The following is a 17,670-nucleotide window of genomic DNA, read 5'->3' as shown; positions in this document are numbered from 1 at the left end:
TGCCCGCCCTCGTCCTGCAAGTTACCCTCGTTGGAGTGAATTCCAGCATGTTCGATTGACATATGTCTGTGAATTGCCGTTGGCCTCCCGGCGGGGCTCCGCCTCACTCGGCGGCGAACACCCGCACCCCGCCCACGTACGTCTCCCGCACCTTCGTGTCCGCGATCTCCTCCGGCGCACCGGCGAACGGGTCACGGTCCAGCACCACCAGGTCCGCGAGCGCCCCCTCGCGCACCTCGCCCGTGTCGTCCAGGTGGTTCACCCGGGCCGAGCCCGCCGTGTAGGCCCTGACCGCCTCCGCCAGGCCGATGCGCTCGGCGGGCAGGAACACCGGCGCCCGGCTGCCGGGCTCCCGCCGGTTGACCGCCACGTGGATGCCCTGGAGCGGGTCGGGGCTGCTGACCGGCCAGTCACTGCCCGCGGCCAGCGCCGCCCCGGCCCGCAGCAGCGCCCCGAACGGGTACTGCCACGCGGCCCGTTCGGCGCCGAGGAAGGGGATCGTCAGCTCGTCCATCTGCGGTTCGTGCGCGGCCCACAGTGGCTGGATGTTGGCCGTCGCGCCCAGCCGGGCGAACCGGGGGACGTCGTCGGGGTGCACCACCTGAAGGTGCGCCAGGTGCGGGCGGGTGTCGCTCGGCCCGTTCGCCGCGCGCGCGGCCTCCACGGCGTCCAGCGCGTCCCGCACCGCCCCGTCGCCCAGCGCGTGGAAGTGGCACTGGAAACCGAGGGCGTCCAGCGCGGTGACGTACTCCGCAAGGCGGCCGGGGTCGATGAACCGGGTGCCCCGGTTGGCGGTGGCGCAGCCGCAGCGGTCCAGGTACGGCTCCAGGAGCGCCGCCGTCCCGTTCTCCGCGACCCCGTCCAGCATCAGCTTCACACTCCCGGCCCGGAACCGGCCGTGGCTCAGCGCGGCCCGCTTCTCGACCAGTTCGGGGATCTGCTCGGGACCGCGCCCCCGGTCCCACCACAGGGCGCCGCGCACACGCGCGGTGAGCGAGCCGTCCCGGGCGGCGGTCAGGTACGCCTGGGAGGGGTCCTCCATGCCCAGGAAGTCCCCGACGAGCGCGTCCTGCCAGGCGGTGATGCCGAGCGCGTGCAGACGGCGCTGCGCGTGCAGCAGGGCGGCCAGCCGGTCGGCGGGGCCGGCGGGCGGCACGTGGCGGCCGACCAGCTGCATCGCGCCCTCCTGGAGCGTGCCGCTCGGCTCGCCCCGGGCGTCGCGCTCGATCCGCCCGTCCGCCGGGTCCGGCGTGCCGCGGGTGAGCCCGGCCAGGGCGAGGGCACGGCTGTTGACCCAGGCGCCGTGGTGGTCGCGGTTGGGCAGGTAGACCGGCCGGTCGGGCACCACGGCGTCCAGCAGCTCCTTGGCCGGCGTGCCGCCCTCGAAGGCCTCCATCGACCAGCCGCCGCCCAGGATCCACTCCCGCTCCGGGTGGGCCTCGGCGTAGGCGCGCACGCGGGCCACGGTCTCCTCGGCGGTCAGTGCCCCCGTCAGGTCGCACTGGGCCAGTTCCCTCCCGGCCGGCACCGGATGGACGTGGGCGTCCTGGAAACCGGGCAGCAGCAGCCGCCCGGCCAGCTCGACGACCTCGGTGCGCGGCCCGGCCAGCTCCCGAACCTCGTCGTGCCCGACGGCGGTGATGCGGTCGCCGGTGACGGCCACCGCGCTCGCGGTGCGGCCGGCCGGGGTGAGGACGGGACCACCGGTGAAGAGGAGATCTGCGTGCATGGGTGCCTTTCCTTGAGCGCGGCCCGTAGGGAGGAGCCCTGCCGGCCCCGGTGCACGCACATGAAACTGCCGGCCCTCACGACAGGTCAACGGTGTTGTCATAAGGTGCCTCCCGAGCCCGCCCCGAAGGCACCGGAGGCCCCGGAGGCGGAGAAGGCACAGCGCACAGCACCACCGGAAGGCAGCGGAGGTCCCGATGAGCGAACGCGTCGTCCCGCCCGCCGCACGCCGGCGCAGACGCCCCACCAAGCAGGGTGTCGTCCTGTCCGAGGAACTCATCGTCGCCACCGCGCTGCGGCTGATCGAGGAACACGGCGCCGACGCCCTGTCGGTGCGCCGCCTCGGCCGCGCCCTGGGCGCGGACCCCAGCTCGCTGTACCGCTACTTCCGCCACACCGACGACCTGATGCTCGCCATCGCCGACGAACTCATCGGCCGCTCGCTGCGCGCCTGGCGTCCCACCGGCGAGTGGCGTCACGACCTGCGGGAACTCGGGCTGCGCATGCACGCCGGGGCCCTCGCCCACCCCCGGGCCGCCGTCCTCGGCTCCTACCGGGTCACCGGCCGGGTCCACGAGATCCGGACCGTGGAGTCCATCCTCGGCGTGCTGCGCGGCGCGGGCTTCCCCGACGAGGAGGCCGTCCGCGTCTACCACGCCTACGTCGACCAGGCGCTGGCCTTCGGCGCGCTGGACTCCGCGAGCAGCGCACTGCCCCGGGCCGCGCGCGAGGCGGAGGACACCGTGTGGCGGGCCACGTACGCCCGCCTGCCCGCCGGCACGCACCCGCACATCGCCGCCACCGCCCGCCACCTGGTCACCGACATGGGCCGCAGCGCGTACCCGGCCGCGCTGGACCTCCTGCTGGACGCGGCGGCGGCGCGCCTGGAGGAGATCCGCGCCGCAGGAGACGACTGAGCCCCCTGCGGGTCCGGGAGCGGGGCCCGGACCCGCAGGGGGCGGCAGGCGGGGGCGGCGGGCGAGACGGCGGGGCGCGGTGTCCCCGCCGTCCGCGTCGGACCCGGGTGTTCGGGTCAGCCACTGCCGCCCGGGCCCCGGTCCCGGCCGCTCGGGTCAGTCGCGGCCGTCCGCGCTCTTGGCGGGCCAGACCCCGGTCGAGCGTGCGATGGCCGCCGCGCCCGCGCGGTCCACCGCGCTGCGCACCACGGCGAACAGCGCGCCCTGCACGGCGGCGGCGAGCAGGATCTCGCCCCAGCGGCGGTCCTCGTCGAGCGCGTCCGGGGCGTCGTCCTCGTGCCGGAAGGCCTTCCACGTCGTGCGGAACGCCTTTCCGGCCAGCGCGCCGCCGGCCCAGCCGAGCACGAAACCGACGGGCTGGTAGACGAGCGGGAGCTTGTTCTTCTTCTTGGCCACCTGGGTCCTCCTTCGCAGGGACAGCGGATACGGCGGGTGCGGCAGGCAGTGCGGTCAAGGGGGGCAGGGCGGGTACGGCGGGTGGGACGCCCGCGGACGCCGCCGTCGTCGTCGCCGGGGTGTCAGGGCCTGCCCCGGGGCGGCACCCGTTCGGCGTCGCGCACAGGTCCCGGCGGAGTCCCCTCGCCGAAGGGCCGGCCGCCGAGTTCCTCGCGCCGGTGCGGCGTCAGCCAGCCGGACAGGTCCGGCCCGAGGGGCACGATGCCGGTGGGATTGATGCCGGTGTGCACCTGGTAGTAGTGCCGCTTGATGTGGTCGAAGTCGACGGTGTCCCCGAAGCCCGGCGTCTGGAAGAGGTCGCGGGCGTACGCCCACAGCACCGGGTTCTCCGTCAGCTTCCAGCGGTTGCACTTGAAGTGCCCGTGGTACACGGCGTCGAAGCGCACCAGCGTGGTGAACAGCCGGATGTCCGCCTCGGTGATCGTGTCGCCGACGAGGTAGCGCTGCCGCTCCAGCCGCTGAGCCAGCGCTTCCAGCCGGCGGAACACGCCCTCGCACGCGGTCTCGTACTCCTGCTGGCCGGTGGCGAAACCCGCCCGGTAGACGCCGTTGTTGACGTCCTCGTAGACCTGCGCCGCCACCGTGTCGATCTCGTCGCGCAGCGCCCGCGGATACAGGTCGGGCGCCCCGGGCCGGTGCAGCGCCGTCCACTCGGTGGCGAGGTCGAGGGTGATCTGCTGGTAGTCGTTGGTGACCAGCTCGCCGCTGGACACGTCGACGACCGCCGGGACGCTCACCCCGCCGGGGTAGCCGGTCTCCCGCCGGTCGTAGGCCTCGCTGAGGTAGCGGATGCCGAGCACCGGGTCCCGGCCGCCGGGGTCCAGGGTGAACCGCCAGCTGCGGTCGTCCTGGACCGGGTCGACCACGGCCAGCGACAGCGCGTCCTCCAGCCCGAGCAGTCGCCGTGACACCAGGGCCCGGCTCGCCCAGGGACACGCCCGGCTGACCACCAGCCGGTACCGCCCGGCCGCCACCGGGTGGCCGTCCCGTCCGTCCGCGGTGATCCGGTCGGCGAAATGGCTCTTCGAACGTTTGAATGACTTGTGGCCGTAGGAGCGGTTGCCGTCGTCCCGGTCGTCCCCGTCGTCCATGCCCGTTCCTCCCTGCCGTCGCGGCACACCGGTCAGGTGCGCTGGTGAACGCGTTCCCCGAAATCGGCCGGCGGCACGGTGTGATCCGCACCGACCGGGGCAGTCGGCGAACGTGGACGGGACACCCGACGAGCCGGCCGAGACGCCCGGCGCAGCCAGCAGAGTTGACACCGCCGAGACCGCCGACCCGGGCGGAAGTGCCGATACCGCCGACAGGGCCCAGCACGCCGAGGGGGCCGGGGCCTCCGGGACCTTCGAGGCGACTGGGACCACCGGGACCACCGGGATCCCCGAGGCCACCGGGACCACCGGGACCTCTGGGACTTCAGGGACTTCCGAGGCGACCGGCGCTGCCGGGACCTCCGAGGAGACCGGCGCCGCAGGGCCGGACCCGGGACCGGCCGCCGACCGGAAGACCCGGGTCACCGTCCTGGTGGCGCTCGCGGCCAATCTGGTCATCGCGGTCGCCAAGGCCGTGGGCGGTCTCGTCGCGCACTCGCCGGCCCTGCTGTCCGAGGCGGCCCACTCCGTCGCCGACAGCCTCAACGAGATCTTCCTGCTGGCCGCGCTGCGTCGCAGCCGCCGCCCCGCCGACCGGCGCCACCCCTTCGGCTACGGCAAGGAGCGGTTCTTCTGGTCGCTCCTCGCGGCCGTCGGCATCTTCGTCATGGGCGGCTGCTTCTCCTTCTTCCAGGGCGTCGAGGCCCTGCGCAACGGCGCGGAGGAGGACTTCACCGGCTACGTGGTCGGTCTCGTCGTCCTCGGTGTCTCGCTGCTGGCCGAGGGGACCTCGCTGCTGCGGGCCGTGCACCAGGTGTGCGGGCAGGGCGGCGCGGGCGGCCTGCGCGACCCCGCGCTGCGCACGGTCGTCGCCGAGGACGGCACCGCGGTGCTCGGTGTCACGCTCGCCCTCGCCGGCATGGCGCTGCACATGGCCACCGGGCAGGTCGTGTGGGAGGCGTCGGCCTCCCTCGCCATCGGCGCGCTGCTCGTCTACGTCGCCTACCGGCTGGGCCGCGACGCGCGCGACCAGCTGATCGGGGAGGCCGCGGACCCCGAACTCAGCGGCAGGATCCGCAGTCTGCTGCGGGCGCAGCCCGAGATCGACAGCGTGGAGGCGCTGCTCACCATGAAACTGGGCCTCGACTCCGTCCTGGTGGCCGCCCGGGTCGACCTGGCGCCGGGCATGGACAGCGAACGGGTCGAGGAGGTCGCGGTACGCATCAAGGAGTCGATCGCCCGCACCGTCCCCGTCGCGGACCAGATCTTCCTCGACGTGACCGACCGCCCGGCGGAGGAGGCACGGAAAAGCCCCGCCGCGACGGGGGAACGCGGCGGGGCCTGAGAGACGGGTGCCCGCCGCACGGCCGGTCCATGCCTGCCGGACCGGCATCCGCCCGGAACGGACGTACGCCTCCCACGGCCGCCCCGCCGGTTCCCCCGCCGTCCCGGACGGTCCCCGGCTGTCCCGGGCGGTCCCGGGCGGTCCCGGGCCGGGCTCAGTGGCCGCCGGTCGCCTCCAGCACGAAGACCGGGATCTCCCGCGAGGTCTTCTCCTGGTACTCGGCGTACGGCGGGAACGCGGCGACGGCCCGTTCCCACCACTCGGCCTTCTCCTCGCCGGTGACCTCACGGGCCGTCATGTCCTGCTTCACCGGGCCGTCCTGCAGCTCGACCCGCGGGTCGGCCAGCAGGTTGAAGTACCAGAACGGGTGCTTGGGCGCGCCGCCCTGCGAGGCCACCACGGCGTAACGTCCCTCGTGCTCCACCCGCATGAGCGGCGTCTTGCGGATCCGGCCACTGCGCGCACCGCGCGTGGTCAGCACGATGACGGGCAGCCCCGTCTCCCTCAGCGTGGTCCCCTCGGTACCGCCGGACTTCTCGTACAACTCCACCTGTTCCCGCACCCACGCGGCGGGGCTGGGCTCGTACTCGCCCTCCAGAGGCATGACGTCCGTCCTCTCCTGATCCGTCGGTCCTGATCCGCCGGCCGGTGATCCGCTGGTTCTGATCCGTCGGTCCTGATCCGTCTCCGGCAGGTCTCCGGCCGTCCACCGCGCTGCAACACCGGTGCACGGACGATTCATCCCTACCGCGTTCCCTCTCGCTCATGCCCGTCCCGTGCCGTCGTCTTCGGGGGCGGCGCGGAGATCCGGCCGACGGTGAGGGCGCCGTGGCGTTCGGCGGGATCCGGCAGGTGCCGGGGCCCGCCGGACGGCCGTATCGCGCCAGGTTCCGCGCCGCACCTCAGCGAGCGGGACGGCCGGGTCCCACGCCGCCACGTCCCCGCGGCCGGTTCGGTCACCGCGCGGGCCCTCGGTCCGGCCCGCCACCCCGGGCGCCCGCCGGCCAGGCCGTCCGCCCCGCCCGTGCCGGGATCACGGCGCCCGGCCGCTGCCGGCGCAGCGGCCCGGAGACGGCGGCGGACAGCGGCGGCGACCCGGTGCCGGGGACATGGCCGGATCGTGCGCCCGGGGCCGCCTCGGGGACAATCGGACTACGAAGCGGAAGAGGCGCTTCCCGGCCAGATCCGGCAGATCGCCGATGTGGCCGAACTTCGCGTCGCCCTATAGATGCCCCAGGCATCTAATGAAGATCGGCACGACGCACCCTTCGTCTGCGAGGTCTTCCATGCCGGACCCGACCATCGAAACCCCCCGCACCGTCGAGACCCCCCACTCCGCCGGGACCGCCCACGCCGTGGCCTTCCCGCAGGACCGCACCTGCCCCTACCACCCGCCCACCGGCTACGACCCCCTGCGCGAGACCCGCCCGCTCGCCCGCATCACCCTCTACGACGGCCGCCCGGCCTGGCTCGTCACCGGGCACGCCCTCGCCCGCGAACTGCTCGCCGACCCGCGCCTGTCCAGCGACCGCACGCGCGACGGATTCCCGGTGACCACCGCCCGTCTCGCGGGGGTGCGCGACCGCAGGACCGCCCTCCTCGGGGTCGACGACCCCGAGCACCGCACGCAGCGGCGCATGCTGATCCCGAGCTTCACCCTCAAGCGCGCCACCAGCATGCGGCCCCGGATCCAGGGGATCGTCGACGGCCTGCTCGACCGGATGACCGACCAGGGGCCGCCCGCCGAACTCGTGCGGGACTTCGCCCTCCCGGTGCCCTCCATGGTGATCTGCGAACTGCTCGGCGTCCCCTACGCCGACCACGAGTTCTTCGAGGAGCAGTCCCGCCGGCTGCTGCGCGGCCCGGACGTGGCCGACGTGCTGGACGCGCGCGACCGGCTGGAGGCGTACCTGGGCGACCTCGTCGACCGCAAGCGCAAGGAACCGGGCGACGGAGTCCTGGACGACCTGGTCCAGCAGCGGCTCGGCGAGGGCGAACTGGACCGCGCCGAGGTCGTCTCCCTGGCGATCATCCTGCTCATCGCGGGCCACGAGACCACCGCCAACATGATCTCGCTGGGCACCTACACCCTCCTGCAGCACCCCGACCGGCTGGCCGAGCTGCGCGCCGACCCCGCGCTGCTGCCCGTCGCGGTCGAGGAGCTGATGCGGATGCTCTCCATCGCCGACGGACTGCTGCGCCAGGCGGACCAGGACATCGAGGTGGCGGGCACCACCATCAGGGCGGGGGACGGCGTGATCTTCTCGACGTCCGTCATCAACCGCGACCGGACCCTCTACGAGGCCCCGGACGAGCTGGACTTCCACCGGCCCACCCGCCACCACGTCGCCTTCGGCTTCGGCATCCACCAGTGCCTCGGCCAGAACCTCGCCCGCACCGAACTGGAGATCGCCCTCGGCTCCCTGTTCGCCCGGCTGCCCGGACTCCGGCTGGCCGCCCCGCCGCAGGAGATCCCCTTCAAACCCGGCGACACGATCCAAGGAATGCTGGAACTCCCCGTGACCTGGTAAGAGGCTGCTCCCATGCGCATCGACATCGACAAGGACCGCTGTATCGGCGCCGGCCAGTGCGCCCTGGCCGCCCCGGGTGTGTTCACCCAGGACGACGACGGCTTCAGCACCCTGCTGCCCGGCCGGGAGGACGGCGGCGGCGACCCCATGGTCAGGGAGGCCGCGCGGGCCTGCCCCGTCGCAGCGATCACGGTGACCGAGAAGGACGGCGCCCAGTCCCTGGGGTGAGGGGGACGGCGGGGCCGGGGGAGCCGGACCGGGGCAGGCCGCGGCCCGCCCCGGCCGCGCGGCGGTAGGGTGCCGCGGGTGACCGAACCGGCCGGGGAAACACCCGCGAAACCCTTCCTCTACGTCGTCGTCTGCGCCGCCGGTGTCGCCGCGGGCGTCGGCACCCTGGTCGCCGCCGCCCAGGCGCGCGGCTGGGCGGTGGGCGTGATCGCGACGCCCACCGCCATGGGCGGCTTCTTCGACAGCGAGGACGTCCGGGAGCGCACCGGCCGCCCCGTCCGCTCCCGGTGGCGCACCCCGGCCGACCCGCGCCCCTTCCCGCCGCCGGACGCCGTGGCCGTCGCGCCCGCCACCTTCAACACGGTCAACAAGTGGGCGGCGGGCATCGCCGACACCCTCGCCGTGGCCACCCTGTGCGAGGCCCACGGCCTCGGCGTCCCGGTCGCCGCCCTGCCCTGCGTGGCCGACGCGCTGGCCGTCCACCCCGCCTACCGTGACAGTCTGGCCCGCCTGCGCGGCATGGGCGTGCGCATCGGCGACCGGTACACCGGCGCACCCCGCGAGGACGGCACCCGGCCGGACTTCCCCTGGGAACAGGCCCTCGACCTGCTCGACGCGGACCGGCCGCGGCCCTGACCCCCCGCGCCCCCGGCCCGGCCCATCACGTCCGCCGCCCGCGTCCGGCATCCGGTCCGGCCGACCGTCATGATCGAACGCGGCCTACGCTCTCCCTGGCAACCACCCCGAAGACGGGAGCAGCAACGATGCAGTACGTGAAGCTCGGTTCGACGGGCCTGGACGTGTCGCGGATCTGTCTGGGCTGCATGACGTACGGCGTGCCCGAGCGCGGCACGCACGAGTGGACCCTCGACGAGGAGACGTCCCGGCCGCTGATCCGGCAGGCGCTGGAGGCCGGGATCACCTTCTTCGACACGGCCAACGTCTACTCCGACGGCACCAGCGAGGAGATCGTCGGCCGGGCGCTGCGGGACTTCGCCCGCCGCGACGACATCGTGCTCGCCACCAAGGTGCACGGCCGGATGCGGCCCGGCCCCAACGGCGCCGGCCTGTCCCGCAAGGCGATCATGACGGAGATCGACCACAGCCTGCGCCGCCTCGGCACCGACTACGTCGACCTCTACCAGATCCACCGCTGGGACCCGTACACGCCGGTCGAGGAGACGATGGAGGCGCTGCACGACCTGGTCAGGGCGGGCAAGGTGCGCTACATCGGGGCGAGTTCGATGTACGCCTGGCAGTTCTCCAAGGCCCAGTACACCGCGCAGGCGCACGGCTGGACCCGCTTCGTCTCCATGCAGAACCACTACAACCTCCTCTACCGCGAGGAGGAGCGCGAGATGCTGCCGCTCTGCGCGGACCAGGGCGTCGGCGTCCTGCCCTGGAGCCCGCTCGCCCGCGGCCGCCTCACCCGGGACTGGGGTGTCGAGACCGGGCGCAGCGCCACCGACAACTTCGGCAGCACCCTCTACCCGGAGGGTGACCGGGCCATCGTGGAGGCCGTCACCCGCATCGCAGCCGAGCGCGGTGTCCCGCGTGCCCAGGTGGCCCTCGCCTGGCTGCTCCACCAGGACACGGTGACGGCGCCGATCGTCGGCGCGGCCCGGCCCGGGCACCTGGAGGACGCGGTCGCCGCGGTCGGACTCGAACTGAGCGACAAGGAACTCGACGAGCTGGCGCGCCCCTACACGCCGCACGAGGTCAGCGGCCACTGAGCGGCGCCGCCCGGCGAATTCAGCGGTGACGGGGCGGCCGGCCCGGGTGCGGGGGTTCGCCGTGCGACGGCTTGGAGGGCGGCGGTCCGGGGCGGCCCGGTCCGAGGTGGTCCGGCTCGTCGTGCGGCCGTCCCTCGTGCGGCGGCGGAGGCGGCGGCAGCGTCGTGAGGTCCGGTGCGGCTTCCGGCCACACCAGCAGCACCGGGCACGGGGCGTGGTCGACGACGAACCGCACGGCGGGCCCCAGGCTGCGCGGCCCGAGCCGGTCGCGGTCGCCGTCCCGGGCCAGCACCAGCAGGTCGGCGTCCCCGGCGGCGGCCACCACCTCGCGCTCGGCCCGCCCCGCCCGCTCCAGCAGGGTGCACGGCCGCCCCAGCCGGGCCGCCGCCGCCTCCAGCAGCCCGGCCGCCGACGCCCCGCCGAGGTCGGCCAGCCGGTCCCCCGGATCCCGCTCCGGATGCCCCCGGCCGAGCAGTCCGGCGAACGCGCCGTGCGCCACGGCCGGGACCTCGGCCCCGCTGACGTGCAGCAGCACCACCTCGGACGTGTCCGGAGCATGGCCGCGCACGGCGTCCACGCAGGCGGGCCAGGTGCCCTCGACGAGCCAGGCGATCACACGCATACGACGGCCTCCTCAGCCGCTCGGGTGTCTCACAGGATCTGCAGTGCCCCCCACAGTGCCACCACCGCGGGCACCAGCGTGGCCGGAACGGCCAGCACGCCCAGCCGGGTGAACTCCTTCAGGTCCACCTCGTGTTCGTGCTGGTGCACGATCCGCCGCCACAGCAGGGTCGCCAGCGAACCGGCGTACGTCAGGTTGGGACCGAGGTTGACGCCGAGGAGCACGGCGAGGACCGCGCCCGGCCCGGCCGGGGCGGTCAGCGGCAGCAGGACCAGGACCGCCGGGAGGTTGTTGATCAGGTTGGCCAGGAGCCCCGCGAGCGCGGCGATCCCGAGCAGCGCGGGCAGTCCCGTGCCGGCGGGCAGCAGGTGCCCGAGCGCGTCGGCGAGCCCGTTGTCGACCACCGCACGGACCACGATCCCGAGCGCCAGCACGAACGCCAGGAAGGCCGGTGCCGCCGCCCGCACCACGGTCAGCGGCGTGGCCCGGCGCCGCACCAGCGCCCGCCCGGCCAGCACCAGCGCCCCGGCCAGTGCCGCCCACGCCGGTTCGACGCCGAACGTGGACGTCACCACGAACCCGGCCAGCGTGCAGGCCACGGTGACCAGCGCGAACACCGGGAACGCCGGGGCCTCGCCGGTGTCCGGGGCGGGCGCCGAGGCCGCCAGGTCACGGGCGAAGAACCCGCGGAAGACCACGTACTCGGCGGCGATCGCCACCAGCCACGGCAGCGCCATCAGCACGGCGAACCGGGTGAAGCTCAGCCCGCTCGCCGCGAACGCCAGCAGGTTGGTCAGATTGGAGACCGGCAGCAGCAGCGAGGCCGTGTTGGACAGGTGGGTGCAGGCGTACACGTGTGGTTTCGGCCTCACGCCCGTGCGCGCCGCGGTGGCGAACACGACCGGGGTCAGCAGCACGATCGTGGCGTCCAGGCTGAGCACGGCCGTGATCGCCGACGCCAGCGCGAACACCGCCGTCAGCAGCCGCACCGGACGGCCCCGCGCCCGGCGGGCCATCCACGCCCCGCACGCCTGGAACAGCCCCTCGACGTCGCAGAAGTGGGCGAGGACCAGCACCGCGGCCAGGAACCCGACCACCGGACCCAGTTGCTGCGCCTCCGCGCGCGCATGGCCGAGCGAGATCGCCCCGGTGGCGACGGCGACGCAGGCCGCGGGGACGGCGAGCGCCGCCTCCGGCCATCCGAAGGGCCGCACGACGGCCCAGGCGAGGACGGCGACGAGCAGGACGACGGACAGTGTCTCTGCGAACGCGGTGTTCAGGGTTCGGTCCTCCGGACGCGGTCAGCGGTGCTCGCACATCAAAGCAAACCCGCCTGTCAGCTCCGCGCGCACGTGCGCGGTCCCGGGCGGGCCGGGGACCGCGGGCGGCGGCTCAGGGGCCGGTGCCGGGGCTGAGGACCGTCAGGAACACCGAGGACGAGTTCCCGCCCACCGGTACCTGGCCGGCCGTCCACCGCACCGTGAGGTGGTCGCGCTCGTCGGGCGGGGTGACGATCAGCGCCGCGGGCGACGCGGTCTTCGCCTCGCTCACCTCGGGGTTGGAGAACGTCAGGCCGGCCCACGCGCTCTGCCCGGGGCGCAGCGTCACGGTGGCGGGTGAACCCGTCTGCCGCCGGGGGTCCGGGCCCAGCTGCCGGCCGGCGGCGTCCACGAAGGCGGCGCCCGGATAGCCGTGCACCGTGCAGGTGCGGCCGGAGGTGTTGGTGAGCACGACGGGGAAGTTCTCCTGTCCGGCGCCCGGGTCGTTGCGGCCCACCGCCGCCCTCAGCTCGGAGGTGTGACAGCGGGTGCTCCGCGCCGTCGTGCCCGTCCCGGTCCCCTCGCGCGTGCCCGTGCCGCGGCCCGGGACGGTGGTGGCGGGGGAGGAGCCCGGCCGGGTGGCGGCGCTGCTGCCCGGGGCGGAGGCGGCGGTGCCGGGCGGGTCGCTCGTGACGGGTGCCGCGCCGGCCGTGCTGCCGCCGGTCGCGGGCGCGGCGGGGCCCGGTACCTTCTGCGGACCGGCCGACGTGCCGTCCGCGCTGCCGCAGGCAGTCAGCAGGCCCAGCACGGCCACCGAACCCGCGAGCAGGGCACCGCGGCGGTGGGCAGGGGACGTGTGCGCCATGTTCCACGCTCCTCGTCTTCGTCGCACGCGCTCGGGGCGTGCGTCCGGCGCCTGGTGCGCCGACATGAGGTCCGATGCGCGGACCGGGCGGAAAGTTCGCGGTTCCGGGGAATTCCTCCCGAAGCGTTCTTCCCGTTCCCGGCCCGCGCCACGTTCACTCGTACGGGGTCAGGTGACCCGCAGGGAGCGGAGTATGCGGTCGGTCGCGTCGTCGCCGTCGCGCTGCCGGATCTGCACGTACACCCGGGGCGGGCGGGCGGAGCCGGCCGGGGCCAGTGCCGCCTCGGTGAGCCGGCTCCCGCCGGGGCAGTCGCTCCAGGTGCGCATCCGGCCGTGCCACCGGTCACCCGTGTAGGCACGGCTCCCGTCGTAGTGGCAGCCCGGATGGTCCACGGCGTCCACCCGGGCGGTGACGTCGCCCGGCCCGCTCAGCCCGACGAACACGCCGCGCACCCCGGTGCCGAGATCCTGCCACCGCGCCAGGTCGTCGGCCACGGCGAGCCCCGGCTCGTGCCCGGCGGGCAGCCCCAGCGACCGCGGGTCCCAGCCGGAGTCCCGCAGCTGCCGCCCCCAGCCGTCCGGCACCCGCAGCTCGATGCGGCCGGTGGCGTCAGCCACCCGCACCCCGGACGGGGCCGGCGGCCGCAGCACCAGCGCCAGGGCGACACCCGCGGCGGCGAGGACAGCCACGGCGGCCGCCGCCGTCACGGCCGCCCGCCGCCCGCGCCACGCAAGGCGCCCGCGCGGCCGGGCGGCCGACGGCTCTGCCCGCTCCGCTTCCTTCGCCCCGGCAGCCCCGTCCGCCGCCCCGGCCGTCGTCGCAGCCGCCCGCTCCAGTTCCCGGGCGAACGCCTCGGCGCTCGGCCAGCGCCGCTCACGGTCCGCTTCCAGCGCGCGCAGGAGCGTGCGCGCCACGCCCGGATCCAGACCGGGGCGCAGCCGCCGCGGCGGCACGATCCTGCCCGGCGCGCCGGGAACCGCGCCCGTGACCAGCTCGTAGCCGACCGCGCCCAGACTGTAGACGTCGGCCCGCGCGTCGATGCCCGCGCCCGGCTCCGCCTGCTCGGGCGGCCGGTACCCGGCCGAACCGGCGGCCAGGGTCAGTCCCGAGGCCTCGGCCAGGCTCTTGGCGAGCCCCAGGTCGGCGAGCAGCACCCGCCGGGTGCCGTCCGGCGCGGTGCGCAGCAGCACGTTGCTCGGCTTGATGTCCCGGTGCACGATGCCCGCCTCGTGCAGGGCCTGCGCGCCCCGGGCGGCCAGCGCGGTCAGCCGCAGTGCCTCGGCGAGCGGCAGCGGACCCGCGGCGAGCAGGTCCGCGAGGGTGCCGGCGTCGGCGTACTCCATGACGAAGTACGGTCTGCCGTCGGGCAGTTCTCCGATGTCGTGGACCTGTACCACGCGCGGCGAGGCCGCCTTGCGCAGCAGCCGGGCCTCGGACAGGAACCGTTCCCGCACGTCCAGGCGGTGCGACCAGTTCTCGGCGAGGACCTTGACGGCGACCGGGGCGTCCAGTTCGTCGTCGTGGGCCAGCCACACCGTGCCGAAGGCGCCCGTACCCAGGCGCCGTTCGAGCCGGTAGCGGCCGATCCGTCCGACGGAGTGCATGGCACTATCATGCCTGCTGCGAGATCGACTCCGAGGAGGTCCGTCGTGCCCGATGCGGCGCCGACCGAAGAACTCGCCCGGCGTGCCGCGGCCGGCGACGGCGGGGCGCTGGAGGAACTGCTGCGGGAGATCCGCCCGGAAGTGGTGCGGCGCTGCGGGCGTTTCCTGCCCTGCCGGGAGGACGCGGAGGAGGCCGCGCAGGACGTGCTGCTCCAGCTCGCCCGGCGGATCACCACCTTCGAGGGCCGCAGCCGGTTCAGCACCTGGCTCTACACGGTCGTCGCCAACTGCTGCCGCCAGAAGTACCGCGAACTCAGGCGCCGCGCCGCCGAGCAGCCCGCCGCGATCGAACCGGCCCAGCACGTCGACCCGCGCACCACCAGTGTCATCGCGGGCTCCCGGATCGACCTGCTGGAGGCGCTGGAACGGCTGGAGCGGGAGCACCCCCATCTGGTGGCGCCGCTGGTGTACCGGGACATCTGCCGCCTGGAGTACGCCGAGGCCGCCGAACGGGCGGGGATCCCGCTGGGCACGCTGAAGTCGCGGCTGCACGCGGCGCGCCGCCAGGTCAGGCCCTGGCTGTCGGGCGACGTGCCGGACACGCCCTGACCCAGCACCGGCCACCCGCAGCCGCCACCCCGCACCGGCCACCCACGGCCGCACCCCCCCCACGGCCGTCTCCGGCCGCGCGGGCCGTCGCCGGTCTCGCTGGGCACCCGCGGTACCCGGTCACGTCCGCCGCCACGGTGGCCGGCCGCGTCCCACCGCGTCCCTCGGCCGCCGTCGCCCCCGGCCCACTCGTCACTCGTCGTCGAGCAGGCTCAGCTCGGCCCAGATCGTCTTGCCCTCGCTGGTGTGCCTGCTTCCCCAGCCCCGGGTGAGCTGGGCGACCAGCAGCAGTCCGCGTCCCCCCTCGTCCCACGTCTTGGCCCGGCGCAGGTGCGGGGCGGTGCTGCTGGTGTCGGAGACCTCGCAGATCAGGTGCGTGTCGTCATGGATGAGGCGCAGTCTGATCGGCGGGGTGCCGTACCGGATGGCGTTGGTGACCAGTTCGCTCACCACCAGCTCCGCGGTGAACGCCGCCACGCTCAGCCCCCAGACCTCCAGCTGGTCGAGGACCTTCTTGCGGACCGGCGCCACCAGCGACGGGTCCGCCGGGACGTCCCAGGTGGCCACCTGGGACGGGGGCAGTCCCCGCGTGCGGGCGAGCAGCAGGGCCACGTCGTCCGACGGGCTGCCCGCGGGCAGCAGCGCGTGCAGCACGCGGTCGCAGGTCTCCTCCAGGGAGTCCCCCCGCTCGGCCAGCGTCTCGCGCAGCAGCCGGTGACCGTCCTCCACGTCCCGCTCACGGCTCTCCACCAGTCCGTCGGTGAAGAACGCCAGCACGCTGCCCTCGGCCAGATCCAGCTCGGCCGACTCGAACGGCAGCCCGCCCAGGCCCAGCGGGGGGCCGGGCGGCAGCTCGATCCCGCGGGGCGGGCCGTCCGGCGGCACCAGCACCGGGGCGGGATGCCCCGCGCGGGCCAGCGTGCAGCGCCGCGAGACCGGGTCGTACACCGCGTACAGGCAGGTCGCGCCGACCTCGCCGAGGCGCCCCCGCTCCTCGCCGCCCGCCTCCGCGGACATCCGCGCGACCACGTCGTCGAGGTGGGTCAGCAGCTCGTCGGGGGCCAGGTCGATGTCCGCGAGGGTGCGCACGGCGGTGCGCAGCCGCCCCATGGTGGCCGAGGCGCCCACCCCGTGCCCGATGACGTCCCCGACGACCAGGGCGACGCGCATCCCGGACAGCGGGATCACGTCGAACCAGTCGCCGCCGACACCGGCCCGGGCCGCCGGGAGGTAGCGGGAGGCCGCCGTCACGGCGGCCGTGCGCGCCAGGGTGCGCGGCAGCAGACTGCGCTGCAGGGCGAGGGCCGTCTCGCGTTCGCGGGAGTAGCGGCGGGCGTTGTCGATGCAGACGGCGGCCCGTGCCGTGACGTCCTCGGCCAGCAGCACGTCGTCGGGCAGGAACCGGGCGGTCTGCGCGAACCGGGTGAAGACGGCGACCCCGAGCGTCATGCCCCGGGCACGGATCGGCACCGACATCGTGGAGTGGACGCCGAGCCGGCCGACGCGCCGGCTGCGCACCGGGTTCCAGGCCAGCCACTTCTCCAGGTCGCCCGAGTTCTCCGACACCACGATCGCGTGCCCCGACAGCAGGGAGGCACCCTGCGGCGAGGCGGCCGGGTAGACCTCGCTCTGCCCGATGGGGGTCACCGCCTCGGGCTCGCCGGGTGTGACCGAGCGGTGCGCGACGCGCCGCAGCGCGACCGGCACGCTCAGCGTGCCGATGGGCAGTTCACCGCCGTGCCCGGGCGGATCCACCAGGTCGACGCTGACGAAGTCGGCGAGCGCGGGGACGCAGACGTCGGCGAGTTCCTGCGCCGTCCGGGTGACGTCGAGGGTCGTGCCGATGCGCACGCTGGCCTCGTTCACCAGCTGCAGCCGCTCGCGGGCCCGGTACTGCTCGGTGAAGTCGTGGGCGGCGACGCACACGCCACGCACCCGGCCGGAGGGGTCGGTGACGGGGGACATGCGGGCCATCCAGGCGCCCACCCGCCCGTCGCCGCCGGCCGGGGCGTACGTCCGCACGTCGCGCCCGCGGCCGGTGTCGAGCACCTGGAGCATGTGCCGTTCGACGTCCTCGCTCTGCGGCCCGCCGCCGATCTCGGACAGCCGCAGTCCCCGCAGCCGCTCCCCGTGGACGCCGAGCACCTCGGCCATGGCGTCGTTGACCGCGCGCAGCCGCAGCCGCTCGTCGTAGATCGCGACGGCGCACGGGGACTGGACGAGCTCCACCCGGGCCAGCGGGTCGTCCGGTGCCTCGCCGCCGCCCTCCAGCGGGGTGACCACCAGCCAGTCGCCGCCGTCGCGCGCGTGCCGGTGGTGGGCCAGCACCCAGACGGACACGGCGTGTCCCTCGCGGTGGCGCAGGTGGAGCGTGCCGTTCCAGCGCCGTCCCGCGGGCAGGGCGGTCGGCACGCCGTCCGCGAGCAGGTTCGCGGCAGGCCTGGCCAGGACCTCGTCCGGGGCCCAGCCGAGCAGCCGGCGCGCGCCCTCGTTCCACTCGACGAGGTCGCCGTGCTCGTCGACGACGGCCCGCGCCGTGGCGGCGTCGTCGAACGGATAGACCGGACTCATCCTCGTCACTCCATCGCGCACACTCACAGTGATCAGGTGTGTCACTCGCG

Annotated in this window: 15 protein-coding genes and 1 pseudogene; 7 read left to right on the top strand and 9 right to left on the bottom strand. The window is 74.9% G+C overall.

Features of this window, described 5'->3' with window-relative positions; all coding sequences use genetic code 11:
- Positions 1–103: 103 nt before the first annotated feature.
- Positions 104–1,729, bottom strand: a complete 1,626-nt coding sequence (locus IG64_RS01810; protein WP_037851163.1) for an amidohydrolase — start codon at positions 1,727–1,729, stop codon at positions 104–106.
- Between the two features lie 196 nt (positions 1,730–1,925).
- Between IG64_RS01810 and IG64_RS01805 the strand changes: the two genes are divergently transcribed.
- Entirely contained in the window at positions 1,926–2,645 is a 720-nt protein-coding gene (locus tag IG64_RS01805) for a TetR/AcrR family transcriptional regulator (protein WP_037851161.1), read from the top strand.
- Positions 2,646–2,801: 156 nt separating this feature from the next.
- Here the strand turns inward: IG64_RS01805 and IG64_RS01800 are convergent, their stop codons facing one another.
- Both IG64_RS01800 and IG64_RS01795 read right to left on the bottom strand, forming a co-directional pair.
- Positions 2,802–3,101 carry a DUF4235 domain-containing protein gene (locus IG64_RS01800; RefSeq protein ID WP_037851159.1) on the bottom strand — a complete coding sequence of 100 codons (300 nt, stop codon included), beginning with the start codon at positions 3,099–3,101 and terminating at the stop codon, positions 2,802–2,804.
- A gap of 122 nt (positions 3,102–3,223) precedes the next feature.
- Entirely contained in the window at positions 3,224–4,252 is a 1,029-nt protein-coding gene (locus IG64_RS01795) for a glutathione S-transferase family protein (RefSeq protein WP_037851157.1), read from the bottom strand.
- A 286-nt stretch (positions 4,253–4,538) separates the two neighbouring features.
- Here IG64_RS01795 and IG64_RS01790 point away from each other — a divergent pair, with 286 nt between their 5' ends.
- Positions 4,539–5,597 (top strand): cation diffusion facilitator family transporter, encoded by a 1,059-nt coding sequence (locus IG64_RS01790; RefSeq protein WP_037851310.1) that lies wholly within the window; start codon positions 4,539–4,541, stop codon positions 5,595–5,597.
- Between the two features lie 154 nt (positions 5,598–5,751).
- Here the strand turns inward: IG64_RS01790 and IG64_RS01785 are convergent, their stop codons facing one another.
- Positions 5,752–6,201 carry a nitroreductase family deazaflavin-dependent oxidoreductase gene (locus tag IG64_RS01785; protein ID WP_037851155.1) on the bottom strand — a complete coding sequence of 150 codons (450 nt, stop codon included), beginning with the start codon at positions 6,199–6,201 and terminating at the stop codon, positions 5,752–5,754.
- 682 nt (positions 6,202–6,883) lie between these two features.
- Between IG64_RS01785 and IG64_RS01780 the strand changes: the two genes are divergently transcribed.
- From IG64_RS01780 to IG64_RS01765, 4 genes are all read left to right on the top strand, one after another.
- Positions 6,884–8,128, top strand: a complete 1,245-nt coding sequence (locus IG64_RS01780) for a cytochrome P450 (protein ID WP_078883716.1) — start codon at positions 6,884–6,886, stop codon at positions 8,126–8,128.
- A 12-nt stretch (positions 8,129–8,140) separates the two neighbouring features.
- Positions 8,141–8,356: a ferredoxin gene (locus tag IG64_RS01775; RefSeq protein WP_037851153.1), complete on the top strand. Its 216-nt coding sequence runs from the start codon at positions 8,141–8,143 to the stop codon at positions 8,354–8,356.
- 78 nt (positions 8,357–8,434) lie between these two features.
- Positions 8,435–8,992, top strand: a complete 558-nt coding sequence (locus IG64_RS01770) for a flavoprotein (RefSeq protein ID WP_037851152.1) — start codon at positions 8,435–8,437, stop codon at positions 8,990–8,992.
- 128 nt (positions 8,993–9,120) lie between these two features.
- Positions 9,121–10,089, top strand: a complete 969-nt coding sequence (locus tag IG64_RS01765; protein WP_037851150.1) for an aldo/keto reductase — start codon at positions 9,121–9,123, stop codon at positions 10,087–10,089.
- Between the two features lie 136 nt (positions 10,090–10,225).
- On the opposite strand, the pseudogene IG64_RS01760 reads toward IG64_RS01765, so the two are convergent.
- The 4 genes and pseudogenes from IG64_RS01760 to IG64_RS01745 all read right to left on the bottom strand — a co-directional run.
- A pseudogene (locus tag IG64_RS01760) lies at positions 10,226–10,711 on the bottom strand (universal stress protein); the annotation flags it as partial.
- A gap of 29 nt (positions 10,712–10,740) precedes the next feature.
- Positions 10,741–11,991, bottom strand: coding sequence for an SLC13 family permease (locus IG64_RS01755; protein ID WP_107474122.1), 1,251 nt, complete (start codon positions 11,989–11,991; stop codon positions 10,741–10,743).
- 112 nt (positions 11,992–12,103) lie between these two features.
- Positions 12,104–12,835 (bottom strand): DUF4232 domain-containing protein, encoded by a 732-nt coding sequence (locus tag IG64_RS01750; RefSeq protein WP_037851148.1) that lies wholly within the window; start codon positions 12,833–12,835, stop codon positions 12,104–12,106.
- 168 nt (positions 12,836–13,003) lie between these two features.
- Positions 13,004–14,440 (bottom strand): serine/threonine-protein kinase, encoded by a 1,437-nt coding sequence (locus IG64_RS01745; RefSeq protein WP_037851146.1) that lies wholly within the window; start codon positions 14,438–14,440, stop codon positions 13,004–13,006.
- 45 nt (positions 14,441–14,485) lie between these two features.
- On the opposite strand from IG64_RS01745, the gene IG64_RS01740 reads away from it, so the two are divergent.
- Positions 14,486–15,049: an RNA polymerase sigma factor gene (locus IG64_RS01740; RefSeq protein ID WP_037851144.1), complete on the top strand. Its 564-nt coding sequence runs from the start codon at positions 14,486–14,488 to the stop codon at positions 15,047–15,049.
- A gap of 192 nt (positions 15,050–15,241) precedes the next feature.
- Here IG64_RS01740 and IG64_RS01735 read toward each other — a convergent pair whose 3' ends face one another.
- On the bottom strand, positions 15,242–17,620 hold the full coding sequence (locus IG64_RS01735) for a SpoIIE family protein phosphatase (RefSeq protein ID WP_037851143.1): 2,379 nt from the start codon (positions 17,618–17,620) through the stop codon (positions 15,242–15,244).
- Between the last annotated feature and the right edge of the window lie 50 nt (positions 17,621–17,670).

This window comes from Streptomyces sp. NRRL S-340 (genome assembly GCF_000720185.1).
GTDB lineage: Bacteria > Actinomycetota > Actinomycetes > Streptomycetales > Streptomycetaceae > Streptomyces.
Note: the sequence above shows the minus strand (reverse complement) of the source record. Positions and strands in the feature narration are given on the sequence as shown.

What these genes read in the sequence shown, in the direction of transcription:
- IG64_RS01810 (WP_037851163.1), bottom strand. Translation starts at nt 1,729, where the DNA reads ATGCACGCAGATCTCCTCTTCACCGGTGGTCCCGTCCTCACCCCGGCC.
- IG64_RS01805 (WP_037851161.1), top strand. Translation starts at nt 1,926, where the DNA reads ATGAGCGAACGCGTCGTCCCGCCCGCCGCACGCCGGCGCAGACGCCCC.
- IG64_RS01795 (WP_037851157.1), bottom strand. Translation starts at nt 4,252, where the DNA reads ATGGACGACGGGGACGACCGGGACGACGGCAACCGCTCCTACGGCCAC.
- IG64_RS01785 (WP_037851155.1), bottom strand. Translation starts at nt 6,201, where the DNA reads ATGCCTCTGGAGGGCGAGTACGAGCCCAGCCCCGCCGCGTGGGTGCGG.
- IG64_RS01780 (WP_078883716.1), top strand. Translation starts at nt 6,884, where the DNA reads ATGCCGGACCCGACCATCGAAACCCCCCGCACCGTCGAGACCCCCCAC.
- IG64_RS01775 (WP_037851153.1), top strand. Translation starts at nt 8,141, where the DNA reads ATGCGCATCGACATCGACAAGGACCGCTGTATCGGCGCCGGCCAGTGC.
- IG64_RS01765 (WP_037851150.1), top strand. Translation starts at nt 9,121, where the DNA reads ATGCAGTACGTGAAGCTCGGTTCGACGGGCCTGGACGTGTCGCGGATC.
- IG64_RS01750 (WP_037851148.1), bottom strand. Translation starts at nt 12,835, where the DNA reads ATGGCGCACACGTCCCCTGCCCACCGCCGCGGTGCCCTGCTCGCGGGT.
- IG64_RS01745 (WP_037851146.1), bottom strand. Translation starts at nt 14,440, where the DNA reads ATGCACTCCGTCGGACGGATCGGCCGCTACCGGCTCGAACGGCGCCTG.
- IG64_RS01735 (WP_037851143.1), bottom strand. Translation starts at nt 17,620, where the DNA reads ATGAGTCCGGTCTATCCGTTCGACGACGCCGCCACGGCGCGGGCCGTC.